The sequence below is a fragment of the Oryzifoliimicrobium ureilyticum genome (genome assembly GCF_037199735.1).
GTDB classification, from domain to species: domain Bacteria; phylum Pseudomonadota; class Alphaproteobacteria; order Rhizobiales; family Rhizobiaceae; genus Rhizobium; species Rhizobium ureilyticus.
The window spans coordinates 55482-75584 of sequence record NZ_JBBBVQ010000005.1 but is presented as its reverse complement, the minus strand read 5'-3'; the positions used below and the strand labels follow the sequence as shown (position 1 = coordinate 75584).

The window sequence follows — 20103 nt, the reverse complement described above, 5'->3', positions numbered from 1 at the left end:
GAAGGACTATATCCATGGCTCAACAACTGCTTATGCCCAAAGCCACTGCAATCTGGCTTGTCGACAATACGGCCCTTTCGTTTGATCAGATTGCACAGTTTTGCAAGCTTCATCCTCTTGAGGTAAAAGCCATTGCCGACGGCGAAGCAGCGCAGGGCATCAAAGGCCTTGATCCGATAGCGACCGGACAGCTGTCGCGCGATGAAATTGTGCGTGGCGAGTCAAATCCGAACCACAAGCTGAGACTGCAGGAACCGAAGGTTCGCGTCCCTGAATCCAAACGACGTGGCCCCCGCTATACGCCGGTTTCCAAGCGGCAGGATCGCCCGAACGCGATCCTGTGGCTGGTCCGTAATCATCCCGAGCTGAAGGACGCCCAAATTTCGCGTCTCGTCGGAACCACGAAATCCACGATCGAGCAGATTCGCGAACGGACACACTGGAACTCGGCTAACCTGACGCCGATGGATCCGGTGACGCTCGGTCTTTGCAGCCAGATCGATCTGGATATGGAAGTGGAAAAGGCAGCCAAGGGTCGTCCGTTCCCGACGGCCGCAGAAGCAGGTGCAAGTCTGCAGCCAGCACAGGAAACAGAACATCTGTCCCCATCCTACGATCGCGACGACGAAAAAGAGATCGATGCGGATGCCGTCTTTGCAAAGCTCAAGTCGCTGAAGTCATCGACGCCCGAAGAAGACGAGAACTTCTGATCTGCCGGATTTCCGTAAAGCGATTTGAAGGCGCACACAATCGGGCCGCAGCTTACGCGGGCCCGCTTGTCCAGATCAGGTTTAGCCGATGAACGATTTTCTTTTCGAAAGAAGCCTCACTTACGCCAATGCCTATATGGCGTTGCGAGGCCGTAAAACTCGGTTCACCAAGTCGGATCAAAGCTACATCGAAGTTCGTGAAAACCAGGAGACCCTGGTTATTTGCCGCAAGAACAGGACCCGTCTGTACAAAGGCGGTCTTGCAAAGAGGCTTGATCGGCTGAACAAATCTTACCTCCTGCATTTGGTCGACCCTACGACAAAGGGCGCCTTTATTGATTGCGGCGCAAATATCGGCGAGCTCGGCTTTTTTGCCCGGCAGCGCAACTTTGACTATCATCCTTTCGAGCCTGAAGCTCTGGAGGCTTCATCCTGTGACCGTAATCATTTTGCAGGGGCCGCAAAAACCAATCGTCTTGCACTCTGGCACGAAGAGACGGTGCTGAAATTCTATTCAAAGCCTGCCACCGGCGATTCCTCCGTGATCGAAATGAACGATTACTCAGAAGTCAAAACCATTCCAACGACCACGCTGGATAAATATGTCGCCTCAAAAGGAATTTCGCGCATCGCGGTGTTGAAGATTGAGGCAGAAGGCGCCGAGCCGGAGGTTTTAGCCGGCGCTGAAAATGCGCTTGCGGTCACCGATTTCATCACCGTTGATGGCGGTTTTGAAAGGGGTAAGGAAAAGGCAACAACGGCGCCCCAGGTCATCAATACGCTTTTACATAAGGGCTTTGAGCTTGTTTCCTGGGATCAAAGCTGGGGACGCTTTTTGTTTCGGTCGACCGTTGTTTCGCGTTAACGGTGACCGAAGATCGCCGATCCGACCCGCACTTTTGTTGCACCGAAAGCAATAGCCGTCTCATAGTCACCTGACATACCCATGGACAGCTCTGCGGCCTTTGCCTCGCGCGCCAGCTTGGCAAGAAGAGCAAAGTGCGGCCCGGGATTTTCATCCGCCGGCGGGATGCACATCAAGCCTTCAACAGAAAGACCAAGCTCGCTTCGGCAAAACTCAACGAAGGAAACCGCATCATCGGGCGCAATTCCTGCCTTTTGCGGCTCAAGACCGGTGTTGATCTGGACGTAGAGGCGCAGACGCTTGTCCTGACGATCCATTTCGGCGGCAACCGCACGAGCAATCTTTTCGCGGTCGATGGTCTGAATCACATCGAAGAGTGCAACGGCATCGGCGGCCTTGTTGGACTGAAGCGGCCCAATCAAATGGAGTTCGACGTCGGGCGTTTCTGCCTTCAGCTGAGGCCATTTCGACTGACTTTCCTGAACTCTATTTTCGCCGAAGACGCGCTGCCCATGGGCAATGGCCGGACGGATGGCATCAGCATCAAAGGTTTTTGAGACGGCGACAAGCTGGATCGCATCGACGTTTCGGCCTGCCTCTTCAGCTGCCGCGCTGACCCGAGCACGAACCTCATCCAACCTGAGCTCCAGTTCCATCGCTACGCCTCTTATGAATAACCTTGCGGCTTCAGTAATGTGGCCAGCACGGGTTGCCAAGAAAAAACGGTCGTCGGGTGGGAGAGGAACCGCAGCAAGCGCCCGAAAACTTGACGCTTCGGCGGTTTCATGATGAAGGTCTCGCCAACTCCCTTGATTTTCTGGAATGTAAAGAAAATGGCAACCGAACGCTATAATCCTCGTGAAGCCGAGCCGCGCTGGCAGGAAAAATGGAACGCCGAAAAGGTCTTCGAGACCGACAACGGCGATCCTCGCGAGAAGTACTACGTTCTAGAAATGTTCCCCTATCCGTCGGGGCGCATTCACATGGGCCATGTGCGCAACTATTCCTTGGGCGACGTCGTCGCGCGCTATAAACGTGCACGCGGCTTCAATGTCTTGCATCCCATGGGGTGGGATGCTTTCGGCATGCCGGCCGAAAATGCCGCACGCGACAACAAGGTGCATCCAAAAACCTGGACCTACCAGAACATTGAAACCATGAAGAAGCAGTTGAAGGCGATGGGCCTTTCGCTGGATTGGTCTCGTGAATTCGCAACATGCGACGTGGACTACTATCACCGTCAGCAGATGCTCTTCCTCGACATGATGGAAAAGGGCCTCGTTTATCGCAAGGAATCCAAGGTAAACTGGGATCCGGTCGATAACACGGTGCTCGCAAACGAGCAGGTTATCGATGGGCGTGGCTGGCGTTCTGGCGCACTCGTCGAGCAACGCGAGTTGACGCAGTGGTTCTTCAAGATCACCGAGTTCAGCCAGGAATTGCTCGACGCGCTGGATACGTTGGAAGACTGGCCGGAGAAGGTCAGGCTGATGCAGAAGAACTGGATCGGCCGTTCGGAAGGTATGCTCATTCGCTGGGAAATCACGCCGCAAACGCCAGCCCACGGCGAAAGTGAAGTGGTCGTCTACACCACAAGACCAGACACTCTGTTCGGCGCATCGTTCTTGGCAATTGCCGCAGATCACCCCCTTGCGAAGAAGATTTCTGAAACGAATCCGGCTATCGATGCCTTCTGCGAGGAATGCCGGCATGCCGGCACATCACTTGCCGCACTCGAGACGGCCGAAAAAAAGGGCATGGACACCGGTATCCGCGTGCGCCATCCTTTGGATTCAAGCTGGGAACTGTCCGTTTACGTCGCCAATTTTGTTCTCATGGACTATGGGACGGGCGCCATCTTCGGTTGCCCGGCCGGCGACCAACGCGACTTGGACTTTGCTCGCAAGTACAATCTCCCGGTCGTTCCTGTCGTGATGCCGAAAGATGGCGATCCCGATACCTTTTCCGTTGGCGATGTGGCCTATGACGGCGATGGCGTGATGATCAATTCGCGGTTCCTGAATGGGAAAACCACGACAGAAGCATTCGAAATCATTGCCGACAAGCTTTCCGGCACAATGATCGGAAACATGCCGCAGGGTGAACGCAAAGTGAATTTCCGGCTCCGAGATTGGGGTATTTCACGTCAGCGTTACTGGGGCTGCCCGATCCCGGTGATCCATTGCGACAGCTGCGGTATCGTGCCCGTTCCGAAGCAAGATCTGCCGGTGAAATTGCCCGATGACGTCACCTTTGATCAGCCGGGCAATCCGCTTGATCGGCATCCGACGTGGCGTCATGTCGCCTGCCCACAATGCGGACAGGACGCGCGGCGTGAAACCGATACTATGGACACCTTCGTGGATTCCAGCTGGTATTTCACGCGCTTCACAGCACCTTGGGAAGAACAACCGACAAACCCCGCGGTGGCGAACCGCTGGTTGCCGGTCGATCAATATATCGGCGGCATCGAACATGCGATTCTTCACTTGCTCTATTCGCGCTTCTACACGCGCGCCATGCGCGAGACCGGACATGTGGACGTGACGGAGCCATTCAAGGGCCTGTTCACGCAGGGCATGGTGGTCCATGAAACGTACCGCCGTGGGTCGGGTCAGAACGGGGAATGGGTGTCTCCGGCTGACATTCGCATTGAAGAAGCGGACGGGAAGCGTCGCGCTTTCATGCTCTCGGACGGCGATGAAGTTTTGATCGGCTCGATCGAGAAAATGTCGAAGTCGAAGAAAAATGTCATCGATCCAGACGATATCATTGCCTCCTATGGCGCCGATACGGCGCGTTTCTTTGTTCTCTCGGACTCGCCGCCGGAACGCGACGTGATCTGGTCGGAGGCAGGCGTTGAAGGAGCGCATCGCTTTACGCAGCGCCTCTATCGTCTGATTGCGGAGGCAGCCGAGGCGTTGTCAGGCATTGTGGCCGCCCCTGCTAGCGAAGGAGAGGCGCTGGCCATTTCACAGGCCGCGCACAGAACCCTGAAAGCCGTTTCGCAGGATTATGACCGCCTCGCCTTCAACAAGGCCGTGGCGCGCATCTACGAACTCGTAAACAGCCTTGCAGCACCGCTGACGAAGGTCGCAAAGGAACCATGCAGCGAGAGCTATAGGGCAGCACTGCGCAATGCGGCCGAGATCTTGATTCAGATCGTTGCGCCTATGACGCCGCACCTGGCGGAAGAATGCTGGGCAATGCTTGGGCATAAGGAACTTGTCGCGCACACGCCTTGGCCGGTCCATGACGATGCACTTGTCCAAGAAAACGACGTCACCATGCCCGTTCAGGTGAATGGAAAAAAACGTGCGGAATTGACAATTTCGCGCGACGCGGATCAGAATGCCGTCATCCAGGCGACACTTGCTCTGGAGGATGTTCAGCGTGCGCTTAATGGACAAGCGCACAAGAAAATCATCGTGGTTCCTCAAAGGATTGTGAACATTGTCGTTTGACGTCACCTTCACCCTGACGCGCCGCGTCGGCCTTGCGGTTTTCATTGGCGCGATGATGTCGCTCGCATCCTGCCAAGTGCGGCCTCTGTATTCTGAGAGCTCCGGTGTCGTGGAAAAGCTGAAAGCCGTTGAGTTTTCGGCAGCAACGACGCGCATTGAGCAAGAAGTTCGCAACCGATTGATCTTCCTCGCATCAGGGGGCGCTGGCGAGCCTGCTAAAGCCGATTATACGGTAGAACTGCATGCTCGATCGGATGTCACCGAAACGCTGCTCCTCGCGCAGATCTCAGACGATTCGCGCGCGGGCCGCGTAACCGTCAGCGTCGACTATACGTTGAAGTCAAAGACCGATGGGCGCGTGATCAAGGCGGGTAACCGCTATGCAACAGCCCTGGTGGACTTCACCGAGCAACAGTTTGCAAAGCAGCGCGCGATCAGAGATGGCGAAAACAGAGCGGCCCGCGAAGCTGCCGAGTTGGTTGGTGCCGACATTGCTTCGGCCCTGGGACGCTGAGAATCAAAACAGCGGAAGCCCAGGTTTCACGCGTTCGATCTCGAAAATCTGAGACCTGAAATGTGGCGGAGGTCATAAACTCCGCTGCGTTTTGGCTGTTGTTGCGCTCCCACCGGAATTTTTAGGGGCAGCAACAGGCGCTGCACGGCATAGTCGACTCATCGTCACGTTTTAATGATATGCTCAAGAACCGCCTTCCGGATACCACCAGAAAGTCTTTTGGATCAGGCAGAGATGCAAGGAGCAATTGCCGGTGACGGAAATTAAGTCGCATGAGTTCGACGGTTTTTTGCAAAGGTCTGCGCGAAGCTACCGAATCTTTTTAGTCTACGGTCCGGATCGGGGACTTGTTTCCGAGCGTGCGACGGCATTAGCCAAGGCGTCAGGGATCAATTTGGATGATCCATTCGCAACCGTCAAACTCGATATGAATGATCTACAAAGGGATCACGGCCGCCTGTCCGATGAAGCAAGGACGACCGGTCTTTTTGGTGGCAACAAACTCGTCTGGCTCCGCGGCGCGGGGAATGAAAAATACATAGCTGACAGTTTGTCTGATATTGCCGCAACCGAAAACGACGCAACCTTGATCGTAGAGGCAGGTGATCTCAAGAAGGGTGCCGTGCTGCGCAAGATCGGTGAGACGACCCGTGCCGTCGCGTCGATAGCATGCTATGCAGACGACGCCCGCGCTTTGAATGCTCTTATTGATTTAGAAATGGCCGATGCCGGGCTCAGGATAACGCCAGCTGCGCGCTCGGCGCTTGTCGATCTTATCGGTGGAGATCGCATTGCATCCCGTAATGAGATCAGAAAACTCGCTCTGTATTGCCAATCCGAGGAAGTGGTCGAGGAGCATCACGTCCAGGAGATCATCGGAGATGCGAGTGCTATTTCGGTCGACGACGCCGTCGATGCGGTTATTTCAGGTAATCAACAGGCTCTGCTGCACGCCATGCAAAAGATCACGTCGTCGAAGACGGCGATCTTCCTGGTCATTCAGGCCTGCCTACGAATATTTCAATTGCTTGACGTCATGCGCACTGAGATGGACGACAAAAACACATCATCTAGTCAGGTAATGCAAACCCTCGGTCGGCATCTACATTTCAAGAGGAAGCCTCTGGTCGAACAAGCGCTGAGGGCCTGGTCTGCGGAAGCAATTGCTATCGAAACGCAGCGGCTTCAAGCTGCAGTCCTGCAAAGCCGCCGTCGACAAACCCTGGAAGAGAGCGTGGCTTTCCATTGCCTATTATCAACAACGCTGCAGGCCGCCAGAAAGGCGAGAACGTAAAAGAGCCAGTATAGACGGCGGGGAGGGCGCTCAGACTATTATCTACGTTCCAGAAGGCGGCAAATTTCTTCGAGCTGCTCCAATGAGCGATAGGTAATTCTCATCTGCCCACCCCCGGAAGACTTATGGCTGATCGTGACGTCCAAGCCTAGTGAGTCTGACAAGGTGCGCTCCAGTGCAAGCGTGTCAGAATCTTTTTGCTGGAGGCGAGCCTTTTGAAGCTCAGGTTCCGACTGTGCCTTGATATCATTTTGCGCAAGTCTTTCCGCGTCCCGGACGGACATCCCCTTGGACACGATCGTCCGCGCCAGGGTTGTGGGATCAGAGGTGGTGACCAGCGCACGGGCATGCCCAGCAGAAAGGCTGCCTTCGGCCAGCATATCCCGCACAGGATCAGGCAGCTTTAGAAGACGAAGTGAATTTGCAACGTGGCTTCTGCTCTTTCCAATAATCTCGCCAAGGTCATTCTGAGTGTAGCCATACTCAGCAATCAGTTGCTCATATCCCAGCGCTTCTTCCAGCGGATTAAGATCTGCGCGCTGAACGTTTTCAACAATGGCAATTTCGAGCGCGGTCTTGTCATCGACGTCTTTGATAATGACCGGTATTTCACTAAGACCGGCAAGCTGGGCGGCGCGCCAACGCCGCTCACCCGCTATGATCTGATACTGCTTAACCCCGACTGTCCTGACGACAACAGGCTGAACGATTCCATGCTGCCGAATAGAACTCGCAAGGTCCTGAAGTTCAGGTTCGTTAAAGGCGCGGCGTGGGTTGCGAGGGTTTCTGGTCACGAATTCGATCGGAACGAGACGGTCGGGAGTTACCGGAGCCTGCTGTTCGCCGATTGGCGTAGGCTGATCCATTTCGCCGATCAGCGCTGCCAGTCCCCGGCCAAGACGCCGCTTTGATACATCTTCGCTCATCGCTATCTCCTTACGCTGCCAGTCGCCGGCGCTCACGCTGAATCACTTCAGACGCCAGTTGAAGATAGGCCTGGCTTCCCGCACATTTGAGATCATAGAGGATAGCCGGCTTACCATAAGAAGGCGCCTCGGAAACTCTAACGTTCCGAGGGATGAGCGTGTGGTAGACCTTATCGCCGAGGTGCGTACGCACATCATTAACAACTTGTTGAGAGAGATTGTTACGGGCATCGAACATCGTCAACACGATACCTTGGATATCAAGAGCAGGATTAACGGACCGCCGTACCTGTTCTACCGTCTCTAGCAACTGGCTCAGACCTTCGAGGGCAAAAAATTCGCATTGTAAAGGCACGAGGATGGAATGCGCTGCCGCCATGGCGTTCATTGTCAGCAGATTGAATGATGGTGGACAATCGAGCAGAATATATGAGAAAGCGCCTGCCGATGCTTCAGTGAGGGCGCGCCGCAACTTGAACACTCGATCACTCTGTTGGGCAATCTCCATTTCAACGCCAAGCAGATCCATAGTTGATGGAACGATATAAAGATTAGGGACAGCTGTTTCTAACGCTGCTTCGACGACCGAGCTTTCCCCCAGCAATAGATCATAGGATGACAGCTTCCTGTCTCTCCGTCCAATCCCAAGGCCCGTGCTCGCATTTCCCTGAGGGTCTAGATCAATAATAAGAACCCGCTCACCGATCGCTGCAAGCGCCGTCGCGAGATTAATTGCGGTAGTCGTTTTACCGACGCCACCCTTCTGATTGGCGATGGTGATAATACGATTATGTCCGGCGCTCATCATTTTGGTTCCGCTAATGTCGTCTCTGTCGAAGATTATGCAACTCCAAAATCACAGAGTCTGTCTCGACTACACTCCGGTGTTCTACCAGATCGAAGCTCCAGCGGCTACGAGCCTCATCCAGCTCGCGCTGATAATCCCGGCCTTTGTGAAAGAAGCAGCGTAAATTATCATTTTTGAGCACCCATCTTTCTGCGTAACCGCACAGTTGATCGAGATCCGCCATAGCGCGTGCGGAAATCGTGTCACAGAAAGGGATAAGATCAGCGGCCTTTTCGGCTCGAACTGGATGAATTTTTCCCCGAGCCTGGGTCTCCATCAGCGCCACGCGTAAGAAAGCGGCTTTCTTCTGATTGCTTTCCACAAGGTCTACCCAGCCGTCATTACTTTCGCTGTAGAGAATCGCCATAATGACCCCTGGAAAGCCTCCGCCACTGCCGAGATCAATCCAGTGAATGGGGGAGGGTTCGATTCGATACAGCTGTGCACTGTCGACAATATGCCGCGACCAAAGCTGATCGAGAGTTGATGGTGAAGACAGATTCATCGTCTTCGACCACTTCAAAAATAGCGAACAAAAGTGTTCAAGCCTCTCAGTTGTTTCACGTGAAACGGCAAGACCAGGGATCGTCCTCATGCAGTCTTCCGCGCCTCGCTTCTTTTCAGCCAAGACAAGATCAAGGCGACAGCAGCCGGTGTCATACCTTCAATTTGCCCCGCCTGGGCAAGATTATGAGGCTTTATCCTGGTGAGTTTACTTTGAAGCTCGTTCGACAAACCTGAGAGAAGTGAGTAGTCGAAGTCCGCGGGTATCAACCTGCTTTCATCTTTTCTCACACTTATAACATCGACATGCTGGCGGTCGGTGTAGACGGAGTACAAGGATTCAATAGCCAATGTCTCTATCACCGCATTATCGATTTGACGGAGCTCGGGCCACATCGCAAATAGATGGTCTCGATGGACATTTGGATGAGAAATCAGTTCATACGCACTTCGTCGTTGACCATCGAGGTTAAGGCTCAGACCGTACTCACGAGCTGCATTTGGAGTTGTCGAAAGAGCTTTTAACGCGTCACGACCCTGATGAAGCAACGCTAAGAAATTCTGGAACTTCACCTTTCTCGCTGATGTTACGCATCCGATTCGAATGCCCAACGGCGTCAGCCGGAGATCCGCATTGTCTGCCCTGAGAGACAAACGATATTCTGCACGAGAGGTAAACATTCGGTATGGTTCGGTAACGCCTTTCGATGTGAGATCGTCTATCATCACCCCGATATAAGACTCGGTGCGACTGAAAATTATCGGATCAGAACCCGATGCTTTACGCGCGGCATTCAGGCCCGCAACGAGCCCTTGCGCTGCTGCCTCCTCGTAGCCCGTCGTCCCGTTGATCTGTCCGGCGAGAAAGAGGCCGGGCTGCTTTTTCACCTCAAGTGTTGGCAGCAACTCTCGAGGATCAACATGGTCATACTCGATGGCATATCCGACCTGAAGAATCTCAGCAGATTCAAGTCCTGGAATGGTGTGAATGAACGCCTCTTGAACATCGGCTGGAAGGGAAGTTGAGATGCCGTTTGGATATATGGTCGGATCATCTAAACCTTCAGGCTCCAAAAATATTTGATGACCATCGCGCTCTCCAAAGCGCATGAGCTTATCCTCAATGGATGGACAATAGCGCGGGCCAACGCCTTCGATCTGTCCCGAATACATCGCGGATTTGGAGATATTGTCGATGATGAGGCTGTGTGTCTTTTCGGTTGTACGCGTGATGCCACATTCGATTTGCGGCGTCGTGATCTGATCGGTCATAAATGAAAACGGGATAAGTTCTTCATCGGCGGGCTGCTTCTCCAGCGAAGCCCAATCAATAGTCTTTCCGTTCAGTCTAGCCGGCGTACCAGTCTTTAGACGTCCCAGCTTCAAGCCGAGCCTGATAAAGGTTTCGGAGAGTCCCATGGACGGCTCTTCGCCTACGCGTCCACCAGCGCGTCTTACGTTCCCAATATGGATGAGGCCGCGCAGGAAGGTGCCTGTCGTGACGACCACGGAAGGTGCGCTGAGTGAGCGCCCATCTTTGAGGACAACGCCCGTTACACAGTTATTATTAAACGTGAGGTCGAAAGCATCCCCTTCAACAACATCCAAATCCTTAGTGTCATCTATCTCTGCCTGCATAGCCATACGATAGAGTTTACGATCAGCTTGCGTCCTTGGGCCTCTTACGGCGGGCCCCTTCTTCTTATTAAGCATTCGAAACTGGATCCCAGCACGATCCGCAACTCGACCCATCAAGCCATCTAGCGCGTCCACCTCGCGCACCAGATGCCCCTTACCTAGACCCCCGATCGCAGGATTGCACGACATGACGCCGATTGTATCCTTACGATGCGTGATCAAGGCAGTTTTCGCACCAAGACGGGCAGATGCGGCCGCAGCTTCACATCCGGCGTGTCCCCCACCAACTACAATCACATCATAATTTTGCATGGAGTCACCTCAAAGGTTTCACGTGAAACGAAATGAGCGGGTTCGAACGGGAGTGTTTCACGTGAATCACTTCCCGATACAGAATTGCGAAAAAACAATATCAAGTAAATCGTCCGCGTCTTTGCGCCCTGTGATGCGCCCCAACATATCACCAGCGCGTCTTAAATACTCAGCACGGATATCGAGAGGATCGTCTTTCGCATCAAGCGCGAAATTGATTTGTTCCGCGCAGGCCTGCAGCCATTGCCTTTGGCGAGCGCGCACCGGCAGCAGGAACGTGCCTACATCAAGCTTCTTCCGAAGTCTAGAAACAATTGCATCGCATACCTTATCTAGATCCTGGACATCCGAAGTCGAGATTGCAAGGTCATAATTATGGTTGTTGTCACTCGCTCTATCTCGCTTCGTTCCGATCCTGATCGTATCGGAAACGAATCGGTCCACTGGCTCTTTAGAAGGAGCAGACATGTCTTCTAAATAGAGAACAAGATCGGCTGTCTCCAACTCAATTTGAGCGCGCCGAATTCCTTCTCGCTCAACGATATCCTCCGTCTCCCGCAAGCCGGCAGTATCAAAAAGCTTCACAAGGTATCCCTCCATATCGAGGTCGATATGGATTACATCCCTCGTCGTACCAGCTATATCTGTGACGATCGCGACATCGCGCTTGGCGATTGCGTTCAGAAGGCTCGATTTACCCGCGTTTGGACGGCCGGCGATGACAACCTTAAAGCCGTCTCGAATGATCTCGCCTGTTTGCGATCCTGCACAGTGATCGCCGATCTCGCGTGCGAGATGGCTTATGTCATCCCATACAGACGAAGATACGGAACCAGGAACATCCTCCTCATCGGGAAAATCAAGCTCAGCTTCAATCAGCGCGCGCCCACGGGTTAATCGTTCCGTCCACGAATCGTACAGCTTCGACAGTCGTCCAAAGGAATGCTCCTGAGCAAGTCGTCTTTGCATTTCGGTTTCGGCAGCAATGAGATCCGCTAAGCCTTCTACTTCTACAAGATCAAGCTTCCCGTAATCAAATGCACGTCGCGAGAACTCGCCCGCATCTGCGAGGCGTGTGCCTTGAAAGCTTTGCAAGCAGTTATAGAGAGCAGCGAGGACAGCGCGGCTTCCATGAACCTGAAGCTCTGCAAAATCTTCTCCGGTAAAGGAATTTGGGGCTGGGAAAAAGATAACCAATGCTTCATCGAGAACGACACCGTTACGGTCGTGAATCGTCCGCAAAGACGCACGTCGCGGCGACGGCAGAGACCCGGTTAGATCTTTCACAATGGTTGGCACCATCGCGCCACTTAAACGAATGACAGCGACACCCGCAGGAACGGCACCGGAAGAGAGCGCAAAAATCGTATCACTAGCAGTCATCGCTCATCACCAAAAGAAAAAGCCGATCATGCAAAGCAAGACCGGCTTAAAAGAGGAATCCGGCTAAGGGCTAGGTATTCATCGAATCGAAGAAGTCGCCGTTATTCTTGGTCTGCTTCAGCTTGTCGATCAGAAACTCGATCGCATCCGTGGTTCCCATAGGAGCAAGGATACGGCGCAGGACGAAGATCTTCTGCAGATCTTGCCTTGGTACGAGAAGGTCTTCCTTGCGCGTACCGGATTTCAAGATATCCATTGCTGGGAAGATACGCTTATCAGCAACCTTACGATCGAGGACAATTTCCGAATTGCCCGTACCCTTGAACTCTTCGAAGATCACCTCGTCCATGCGGCTACCCGTATCGATCAAGGCAGTTGCAATAATCGTAAGCGATCCACCTTCTTCGATGTTACGCGCAGCGCCAAAGAAGCGCTTCGGACGTTGCAGGGCATTTGCATCCACACCGCCGGTGAGAACCTTGCCGGATGAAGGGACGACCGTGTTGTAGGCGCGGCCGAGACGCGTGATCGAGTCCAGGAGAATGACCACGTCTCTGCCATGTTCGACGAGGCGCTTCGCTTTTTCAATCACCATCTCAGCCACCTGAACGTGCCGTACAGCAGGTTCATCAAACGTGGATGAGATAACTTCGCCGCGCACGGAGCGCTGCATATCCGTCACTTCCTCAGGCCGCTCATCGATCAACAGCACGATCAGATAGCACTCGGGGTGGTTTGCGGTGATAGAATGCGCGATGTTCTGAAGAAGAACAGTCTTACCAGTCCGCGGTGGCGCAACGATCAGACCGCGCTGACCTTTGCCGAGCGGAGCGACCAGATCGATCACGCGCGGCGAAAGATCCTTGGACGTAGGAATGTCCAGCTCCATCTTGAAACGCTCGTTCGGATAAAGCGGCGTCAGGTTGTCGAAGTGGACCTTGTGACGGATCTTTTCCGGATCATCGAAATTGATCGTGTTGACTTTGAGAAGTGCGAAATAGCGTTCGCCTTCCTTTGGTCCGCGAATAGGACCTTCGACTGTATCCCCGGTCTTCAGCGAAAAACGCCGAATTTGTGACGGCGAAATATAAATATCGTCAGGTCCTGGAAGGTAATTCGCGTTAGCGGAGCGCAAGAAGCCAAAGCCATCTTGCAGAACTTCGACAACGCCTTCGCCGATAATTTCCACGTCCTGGCTTGCGAGCACCTTCAAGATCGCAAACATCAGTTCCTGCTTGCGCATCGTGCTGGCGTTTTCGACCTCTAGTGATTCGGCGAAAGCCAACAGATCCGTAGGGGACTTACTTTTGAGTTCTTGAAGCTTCATTTCAGCCATGAAGTGACCATTGCTTGGTATTTAAGGGAGAAAGGCGATGTGGTCGATGATCTGACCTGCGCTGTATTCGGCAGGCGAATGAACTCTACATACATGCCACGAGAGGAGATGCGCGGAAAATAGCGACTCGTAATCCCGCCCGCAAGAGGGGGATGAACATTCTTGTAAATTTTAACGCCGATTTAGCCCTAGAAAGGTTTTACCACCACCAAAATGACGATCAATATCATCAAGATTGTTGGCCCTTCGTTCATCAGACGCCAGTAGCGGGTCGTATGCCTATTCTCATCGCGCGAAAAGGCTCGGACGGCGTGACTGAAGTGCATATGCAAACCCGTCATACCGATGACCAGCGCAATCTTGGCATGCAGCCATCCACCCTGAAAACTGAAGCCCTCCCAGGCAAGATAAAGCCCGAAGATCCAGGTCAGCATCATTGCAGGGTTCATGATGATCTTCAGAAGACGACGTTCCATTACTTTGAAGGTTTCTGCGCTTGCGGATCCGACTTCCGCCTCCGTGTGATAGATGAAGAGCCGCGGAAGGTAGAACAGACCGGCCATCCATGAGATCACCGCAATGATGTGGAGTGCCTTTACCCAGACATAGAGGTTGTCTGGCTGCCACATCACGAGCGCCATCGCCAGCGCAGCGAATACCATCAAAGCCGTGGCAGCGCGTAATCTCGCTTTATGACCCGCTTTTTCGGATGTCGGCATTTCCATCTAGAGCGCCTTCCTGACGCGATTGACCAAAGCCGTCACGTGGTTCGGATTGGTTTGCGGAACGATCCCGTGGCCGAGGTTGAAGATCAGTGGACCTTGACCAAGATGATGCAGGATATCGTCAATCCCGTCTTCCAGCGCATGTCCACCAGCCACCAGCCGCATGGGATCGAGGTTGCCCTGGACGGGTCCTTCTTTCTGCAGCTCGGCTGCAAAGGAAAGTGGAACGGACCAATCAAGGCCTATGACATCGGCACCCGTTTTCCGGCGGTAGTCCTTCAAGAGATATCCGGCATTCTTGGCAAAGGCGATGATCCGCGCCTGAGGTCGTCGGGATTTCACCGCAGCGATGATGCGCGTGACGGGCTTGATGGCATAATCTTCGAATTCGCGTTCCCCCAGCACCCCGGCCCAGGAATCGAAAATCTGGACAGCATCAGCGCCCGCATCGATCTGCGCCACGAGGTAGTCAGCACTAATGTCGGCAAGGATCGACAAAAGAGCTTCGAATGCGCCTGGGTTCTGGTAGGCAAAAAGACGGGCTGGCGCCTGGTCAGGCGTTCCGTGGCCGGCGATCATGTAGGTAGCAACTGTCCATGGCGCACCACAAAAACCAAGCAGAGCCGTCTCCGATGGAAGTTCCTTCCTAAGCCGCTTTACCGTTTCAAAGACAGGAGAAAGATGCTCGATGACGTTATCCGCCTTCAGGCGCGCGATGCCTTCAGCATCGATCGGATCGAGCTCTGGTCCTCGCCCCTCGCTAAAGCGCACGTTGCGTCTCAGGGCATCAGGAACAACAAGAATATCAGAGAATAAAATGGCGGCATCAAAAGCGTAACGCCGAATCGGCTGAAGGGTGACCTCGACGGCCTTCTCGGGGCTGTAGCAAAGGTCAAGGAAACTCCCAGCCTCCTTTCGCGTTTCGCGATACTCTGGAAGATATCGTCCAGCCTGACGCATCAGCCAGATGGGGGGAGGGGTCAACGTCTCTCCTGAAATGACCCTCATTAGCCTGCGCTGTGAGTTATCCAAACCCTCGTCCTTAAAAATACAAATCTATTTTAAAGAGTTTCTATTTCTTAGAGTCTGTGTCTATCAAGGATTAAAATCCGTCCACCATTGAGGCCAAAGGTCGCGTTAAACCGGGAATGCCGGAATAGCGTGACGCTTATAAGCCATGAAAAGCGCAGGAATTCCGTTTTATTCATTTTTCTCAAACACTTACAGAGTAGTCCGTAATCCCGTTTTTGTGGAAAACCTGTGGATTTACCTGACCTAACTTTCTCTTCTCCCCAGTTTGCACAAGTGCCTTCATTCCCAATCTGGAAAAAGCCGAATGTGGACAACCTTAAAGGTTTTCCCTTGCCTTCCGACCCGCCTCGCCGTTAGCTCCGATCTATCCCTAGTTTTCAACAGATTGCGGAAAATAGCTTGGAGAACCGTCCGAACTTCTTCCATTTGCACCTCATTTCTGACTCTACCGGAGAGACTCTTATTTCAGCAGGGCGCGCCGCGTCGGTTCAGTTCCGGGGTGCGCAGCCAATCGAGCATGTCTATGCTTTGATTCGAAATCGCAAACAGCTTCTTCCCGTTTTGGAAGCCATTGATCGCGAACCGGGTATCGTTCTCTACACCGTCGTTGATCAGGAGCTTGCTGCCATCATTGATAGTCGTTGTGCTGAGATCGGCGTTGCCTGTGTCAATGTTCTCGAACCCGTTCTCGGCGCATTCCAGATTTATCTGGGCGCGCCATCGAGGCGGCGTGTCGGGGCTCAGCACATCATGAATCGCGACTATTTCGCCAGGATTGAAGCGCTTGATTTCGCCATGGATCATGACGATGGCCAGATGCCGGAGGATTATGATGAGGCTGACGTCATCGTGGTCGGCATCAGCCGAACCTCAAAGACACCTACCAGCATTTATCTCGCCAATCGCGGGATCAAAACAGCGAATATTCCGATCGTACCGGGCTTGCCCTTGCCGGACATGCTCTTCAAGGCAACTAAGCCCTTAATCGTGTGCCTCGTCGCCACATCCGATAGAATCTCGCAGGTTCGCGAAAACCGCGTGCTCGGCACCACCCAAGGCTTCGATCGCGGCGAATATGTCGATAGAGCCGCGATCGCCGAAGAACTGAAATACGCGCGTTCGCTTTCAGCAAAGCATGGTTGGCCGATGATCGATGTAACGCGCCGCTCCATCGAGGAAACGGCGGCCGCGATCGTTGCCCTACGCCCAAAGCTGCGCTAATGGCCTTCGTCAACTTCAGAGAAAGTCAGACGACCACCATGCTTGTGCTTGCCTCCTCCAGTCCATTTCGCCGCGCTTTGATGGAAAATGCTGGCCTCTCCTTCACCGCACAGCCCGCCGATATTGATGAGCGTCAAATCGAGGCGGCGCTAGAGAAGGATGAAGCGTCGCCCAGACAGGTTGCGCTTGTTCTCGCCAAGGCGAAAGCAAGGGATGTGAGTGCGAAGCACCGCGATGCTCTCGTCGTGGGATCAGATCAGACCATGGCGTTTGGTGATCGTGTGTTTCATAAGCCGAAAGAGCGAGACGAGGCGCGCGAGAATTTAAAACTGCTGTCGGGAAGGACCCATATTCTTCATAGTGCCATAGCCTTGGTCAGGAACGATGAGGTGGTCTGGGAACATGTTGCCGAAGCAAGACTGACTATGCGTGAGCTCAGTGAACACTTCATCGATCTTTATCTCGACCGTATCGGCGATGAGGTAAAAAAGAGTGTTGGCGGCTATCAGCTTGAGGGGCAGGGCATCCAGCTTTTTTCAGGCATCGAAGGAGATTATTTTACCATCATTGGCTTGCCCATGCTGCCGCTTTTACAAAAGCTCAGGGATCTCGGACTGATCGATGCTTGATTCACGTGAAACATTTCCCACTCAAGCCTTCGTCGCCGGCTATCCCATTGGTCATTCACGATCTCCCATCATCCACCGGCACTGGCTGAAATCCTGCGGTATAGAAGGTCAATATTCAGCGGTGGAGGTTGAGCCCTCCGCTTTTGCCGAATTTATTGAAAAGCTGAAATCTCAGACATCCTTCTATGTCGGCGGCAATGTCACGATACCCCACAAAGAAACAGCTCTAAAGATGGCGGATCGGCCAGATGAAACAGCGCAAGAGATTGGCGCAGCCAATACGCTTTGGCGGGAAGAAGGGCGCTTGTATGCGACCAACACCGATGCCTACGGTTTCCTTGCCAATCTCGACGAGCGCCGACCCGATTGGGATAAGGTGGATCGCGCCGTCGTGCTGGGAGCAGGCGGCGCAGCCCGGGCTGTCATTCAAGCGCTTCGCGAGCGAGGGATTGGCGAGATCCATGTCGTCAATCGGACGGTTGAGCGGGCGCAGGAATTAGCCGATCGATTTGGAATGAATGTGCATGCCCATCGAAGTGGGGCTCTTGTGGAGATCATGAAGGGCGCAGGCCTGTTTATCAACACGACCTCGCTCGGAATGGATGACAGCGAAGCGCCGGTCATAGATTTTTCCCCTCTTCTATCGAAAGCGGTTGTAACCGATATTGTCTATGTGCCCCTCATGACGCCGATCTTGCGTCAGGCGAAGGAACAGGGATTTGAGACCGTCGATGGCCTTGGCATGCTGCTTCATCAAGCCGTTCCCGGATTCGAGAAATGGTTTGGCAGGCGTCCTGTGGTCGATGAGGTTCTTCGATCTCTGGTCCTGAAGGATATGGATCGTCATTGATGCTGACCATCGGCGTGACGGGATCGATTGGCATGGGAAAGTCGACGACCGCACGGCTTTTCCAGGAGGCTGGTATCGCGGTCTGCGATTCCGATGCCGTTGTTCATTCGCTCTATCAGGAAGAAGCAGTCGGGCCGATTGGCTCAGCGTTTCCTGAGGTCATTCGCGACGGCGCTGTCGATCGTGCGGCTCTCTCGAAAAGGCTTGCCGACAAGCCGGCGGACTTTGCAATTCTTGAAGCGATCGTGCATCCGCTTGTTCGTCAAAAACAGGATGAATTTTTGAAGGAGCAGAAACGCGCGGGCGCGACATTGGCCGTTCTCGATATTCCACTTCTCTTTGAGACGAAAGCGCAGGACCGCGTTGATTTTGTCGTCGTCGTGAGCGCCGATCCACAGATTCAACGACAGCGGGTCCTTGCGCGACCCGGCATGAGCGAGGAAAAGTTTGAACTGATCATGAAGCGGCAAATGCCAGATGAGGAAAAGCGTAAGCGTGCGGATTTCATCATTGATACTGGCCGTGGCATTGAGCCGGCGAGGCGGGACGTCCTCGCACTCATCGAGAAACTAAAAAGCGGAAACGCGAGTAGGAGCTAGGACTTTGCGCGAAATCATTTTCGATACGGAAACGACGGGCCTCGACAATCAGCTTGATCGCATCATCGAAATTGGCGGCATCGAGCTTCTCAATCATTTTCCAACAGGTCGTAGCCTGCATATCTATATCAATCCAGGAGACCGAAAGGTTCATCCTGAAGCGCTCGCTGTTCACGGCATTAGTGACGAGTTTTTGAGCGATAAGCAGCCTTTCGAAGCTGTCGTCAACGAAATCATCGAATTTTTTTCAGGGGCGAGGTGGGTCGCGCATAATGCGACCTTCGACATGGGTTTTATCAATGCTGAATTCGCACGGCTCGGTATGCCTCCGGTCTCGCCTGATCAGGTCATCGACACCCTTTCTCTTGCCCGTCGTAAACATCCGATGGGTCCAAACTCTCTAGACGCTCTTTGCCGACGCTACGGTATCGACAACTCGCATCGCACCAGGCACGGAGCACTGCTTGACTCCGAACTGCTGGCCGAAGTCTATATCGAAATGATTGGTGGTCGGCAGGCAGCGCTCAGCCTCGGCTCTGCCAACGGCGATAGAGAGAGAGCCGAAAATTCCTCTGACGATATCGTCATCGATCTTGCGCCTCGGGTTCGCCCTCTAGAGCCAAGAGTGACAGCAGCGGAAAAGGCAGCCCATGATGCCTTGGTCGCGCAACTTGGAGGCAATGGAATTTGGGCGAAATATTCAAGGCTAAACTAAAAAAGCCAGGCACAGCGCCTGGCTCTCATTCGTCCGCCCGTTAAAGGCCTTATCAGTTCGGCATCACACTGCCATTGCCCCGCGCCTGCTCTTCGGCAACGCGCTGTGCGAACATCTGCGCGAAATCAATCGGATCGATCATGAGCGGAGGGAAGCCGCCATTGCGTGTGACGTCCGAAATAATCTGACGTGCAAATGGGAAAAGCATCCGCGGGCATTCGATGAAAAGAACCGGCAGCATATGCTCTTGAGGGAAGCCCTCGATACGGAAAACGCCGCCATATACCAGTTCTGTGTGGAAGACGGTCTTGTCGCCATCCTTGGCATCGGCATTCAACGACAGAATGACGTCGAAATCTGTGTCGGACAAAGGGTTGGCATTGACGTTGACGCTAATGTTAATGGCCGGCGCCTTATCGCGCGACTGAAGCGAACGCGGCGCACCTGGATTTTCGAAAGACAGATCCTTGGTATACTGCGCAAGAATCGTAAGGCTTGGATTCTTGCCTGGAGTAGCGTTGTTTTCGTCGGCCATTGTC

20 protein-coding genes are annotated in these 20103 nt (G+C 53.6%); 10 read left to right on the top strand and 10 right to left on the bottom strand.

What is annotated here, in order from left to right:
* Positions 1 to 14: 14 nt before the first annotated feature.
* Positions 15 to 710 (top strand): DUF1013 domain-containing protein, encoded by a 696-nt coding sequence (locus tag VQ830_RS09035; protein ID WP_337267770.1) that lies wholly within the window; start codon positions 15 to 17, stop codon positions 708 to 710.
* A gap of 88 nt (positions 711 to 798) precedes the next feature.
* A complete protein-coding gene (locus VQ830_RS09030) occupies positions 799 to 1575 on the top strand; it encodes an FkbM family methyltransferase (RefSeq protein ID WP_337267769.1) in 777 nt (258 codons plus the stop codon).
* Here VQ830_RS09030 and VQ830_RS09025 read toward each other — a convergent pair.
* Complete coding sequence (locus tag VQ830_RS09025) at positions 1572 to 2231, bottom strand: YggS family pyridoxal phosphate-dependent enzyme (RefSeq protein ID WP_337267768.1); 660 nt, start codon at positions 2229 to 2231, stop codon at positions 1572 to 1574. The two genes, VQ830_RS09030 and VQ830_RS09025, sit on opposite strands and share 4 nt — an antisense overlap.
* A 177-nt stretch (positions 2232 to 2408) precedes the next feature.
* On the opposite strand from VQ830_RS09025, the gene leuS reads away from it, so the two are divergent.
* The 3 genes from leuS (at position 2409) to holA (ending at position 6847) form a co-directional block, all read left to right on the top strand.
* On the top strand, positions 2409 to 5039 hold the full coding sequence (gene leuS, locus VQ830_RS09020) for a leucine--tRNA ligase (RefSeq protein ID WP_337267767.1): 2631 nt from the start codon (positions 2409 to 2411) through the stop codon (positions 5037 to 5039).
* Entirely contained in the window at positions 5029 to 5553 is a 525-nt protein-coding gene (locus tag VQ830_RS09015; RefSeq protein WP_337267766.1) for an LPS assembly lipoprotein LptE, read from the top strand. The genes leuS and VQ830_RS09015 overlap by 11 nt, the downstream gene beginning before the upstream one ends.
* 253 nt (positions 5554 to 5806) lie before the next feature.
* Positions 5807 to 6847: a DNA polymerase III subunit delta gene (gene holA / locus VQ830_RS09010; RefSeq protein WP_337267765.1), complete on the top strand. Its 1041-nt coding sequence runs from the start codon at positions 5807 to 5809 to the stop codon at positions 6845 to 6847.
* 38 nt (positions 6848 to 6885) lie between these two features.
* Here the strand turns inward: holA and VQ830_RS09005 are convergent, their stop codons facing one another.
* The 8 genes from VQ830_RS09005 to hemE all read right to left on the bottom strand — a co-directional run bounded on the left by VQ830_RS09005 (position 6886) and on the right by hemE (position 15550).
* Positions 6886 to 7773 (bottom strand): ParB/RepB/Spo0J family partition protein, encoded by an 888-nt coding sequence (locus VQ830_RS09005; protein WP_337267764.1) that lies wholly within the window; start codon positions 7771 to 7773, stop codon positions 6886 to 6888.
* Between the two features lie 10 nt (positions 7774 to 7783).
* On the bottom strand, positions 7784 to 8578 hold the full coding sequence (locus tag VQ830_RS09000; protein ID WP_337267919.1) for a ParA family protein: 795 nt from the start codon (positions 8576 to 8578) through the stop codon (positions 7784 to 7786).
* A 13-nt stretch (positions 8579 to 8591) separates the two neighbouring features.
* The gene (gene rsmG / locus VQ830_RS08995) at positions 8592 to 9215 is read right to left on the bottom strand and encodes a 16S rRNA (guanine(527)-N(7))-methyltransferase RsmG (RefSeq protein ID WP_337267763.1); all 624 of its coding nucleotides are present in this window, start codon (positions 9213 to 9215) and stop codon (positions 8592 to 8594) included.
* Positions 9212 to 11074 (bottom strand): tRNA uridine-5-carboxymethylaminomethyl(34) synthesis enzyme MnmG, encoded by a 1863-nt coding sequence (gene mnmG / locus VQ830_RS08990; protein ID WP_337267762.1) that lies wholly within the window; start codon positions 11072 to 11074, stop codon positions 9212 to 9214. The genes rsmG and mnmG overlap by 4 nt, the downstream gene beginning before the upstream one ends.
* Before the next feature lie 66 nt (positions 11075 to 11140).
* Positions 11141 to 12457, bottom strand: coding sequence for a tRNA uridine-5-carboxymethylaminomethyl(34) synthesis GTPase MnmE (gene mnmE / locus VQ830_RS08985; protein WP_337267761.1), 1317 nt, complete (start codon positions 12455 to 12457; stop codon positions 11141 to 11143).
* Positions 12458 to 12527: 70 nt separating this feature from the next.
* The gene (gene rho, locus VQ830_RS08980; RefSeq protein WP_337267760.1) at positions 12528 to 13793 is read right to left on the bottom strand and encodes a transcription termination factor Rho; all 1266 of its coding nucleotides are present in this window, start codon (positions 13791 to 13793) and stop codon (positions 12528 to 12530) included.
* Positions 13794 to 13981: 188 nt separating this feature from the next.
* Positions 13982 to 14518 carry a protoporphyrinogen oxidase HemJ gene (gene hemJ, locus VQ830_RS08975; RefSeq protein WP_337267759.1) on the bottom strand — a complete coding sequence of 179 codons (537 nt, stop codon included), beginning with the start codon at positions 14516 to 14518 and terminating at the stop codon, positions 13982 to 13984.
* Positions 14519 to 15550: a uroporphyrinogen decarboxylase gene (gene hemE, locus VQ830_RS08970; protein ID WP_337267758.1), complete on the bottom strand. Its 1032-nt coding sequence runs from the start codon at positions 15548 to 15550 to the stop codon at positions 14519 to 14521. It lies immediately after the preceding gene.
* A gap of 399 nt (positions 15551 to 15949) precedes the next feature.
* On the opposite strand from hemE, the gene VQ830_RS08965 reads away from it, so the two are divergent.
* The 5 genes from VQ830_RS08965 to dnaQ are packed head-to-tail and all read left to right on the top strand — an operon-like array spanning position 15950 to position 19564.
* Positions 15950 to 16771, top strand: a complete 822-nt coding sequence (locus tag VQ830_RS08965; RefSeq protein WP_337267757.1) for a pyruvate, water dikinase regulatory protein — start codon at positions 15950 to 15952, stop codon at positions 16769 to 16771.
* Positions 16771 to 17400 (top strand): Maf-like protein, encoded by a 630-nt coding sequence (locus tag VQ830_RS08960; RefSeq protein WP_337267756.1) that lies wholly within the window; start codon positions 16771 to 16773, stop codon positions 17398 to 17400. Before VQ830_RS08965 ends, VQ830_RS08960 begins: the two co-directional genes overlap by 1 nt.
* Positions 17393 to 18250 (top strand): shikimate dehydrogenase, encoded by an 858-nt coding sequence (locus VQ830_RS08955; protein WP_337267755.1) that lies wholly within the window; start codon positions 17393 to 17395, stop codon positions 18248 to 18250. Before VQ830_RS08960 ends, VQ830_RS08955 begins: the two co-directional genes overlap by 8 nt.
* Positions 18250 to 18849: a dephospho-CoA kinase gene (coaE, locus tag VQ830_RS08950; protein WP_337267754.1), complete on the top strand. Its 600-nt coding sequence runs from the start codon at positions 18250 to 18252 to the stop codon at positions 18847 to 18849. Before VQ830_RS08955 ends, coaE begins: the two co-directional genes overlap by 1 nt.
* Before the next feature lie 4 nt (positions 18850 to 18853).
* Positions 18854 to 19564, top strand: coding sequence for a DNA polymerase III subunit epsilon (gene dnaQ / locus VQ830_RS08945; protein ID WP_337267753.1), 711 nt, complete (start codon positions 18854 to 18856; stop codon positions 19562 to 19564).
* A 52-nt stretch (positions 19565 to 19616) separates the two neighbouring features.
* On the opposite strand, the gene secB is transcribed toward dnaQ, so the two are convergent.
* The gene (gene secB, locus VQ830_RS08940; RefSeq protein ID WP_337267752.1) at positions 19617 to 20099 is read right to left on the bottom strand and encodes a protein-export chaperone SecB; all 483 of its coding nucleotides are present in this window, start codon (positions 20097 to 20099) and stop codon (positions 19617 to 19619) included.
* Between the last annotated feature and the right edge of the window lie 4 nt (positions 20100 to 20103).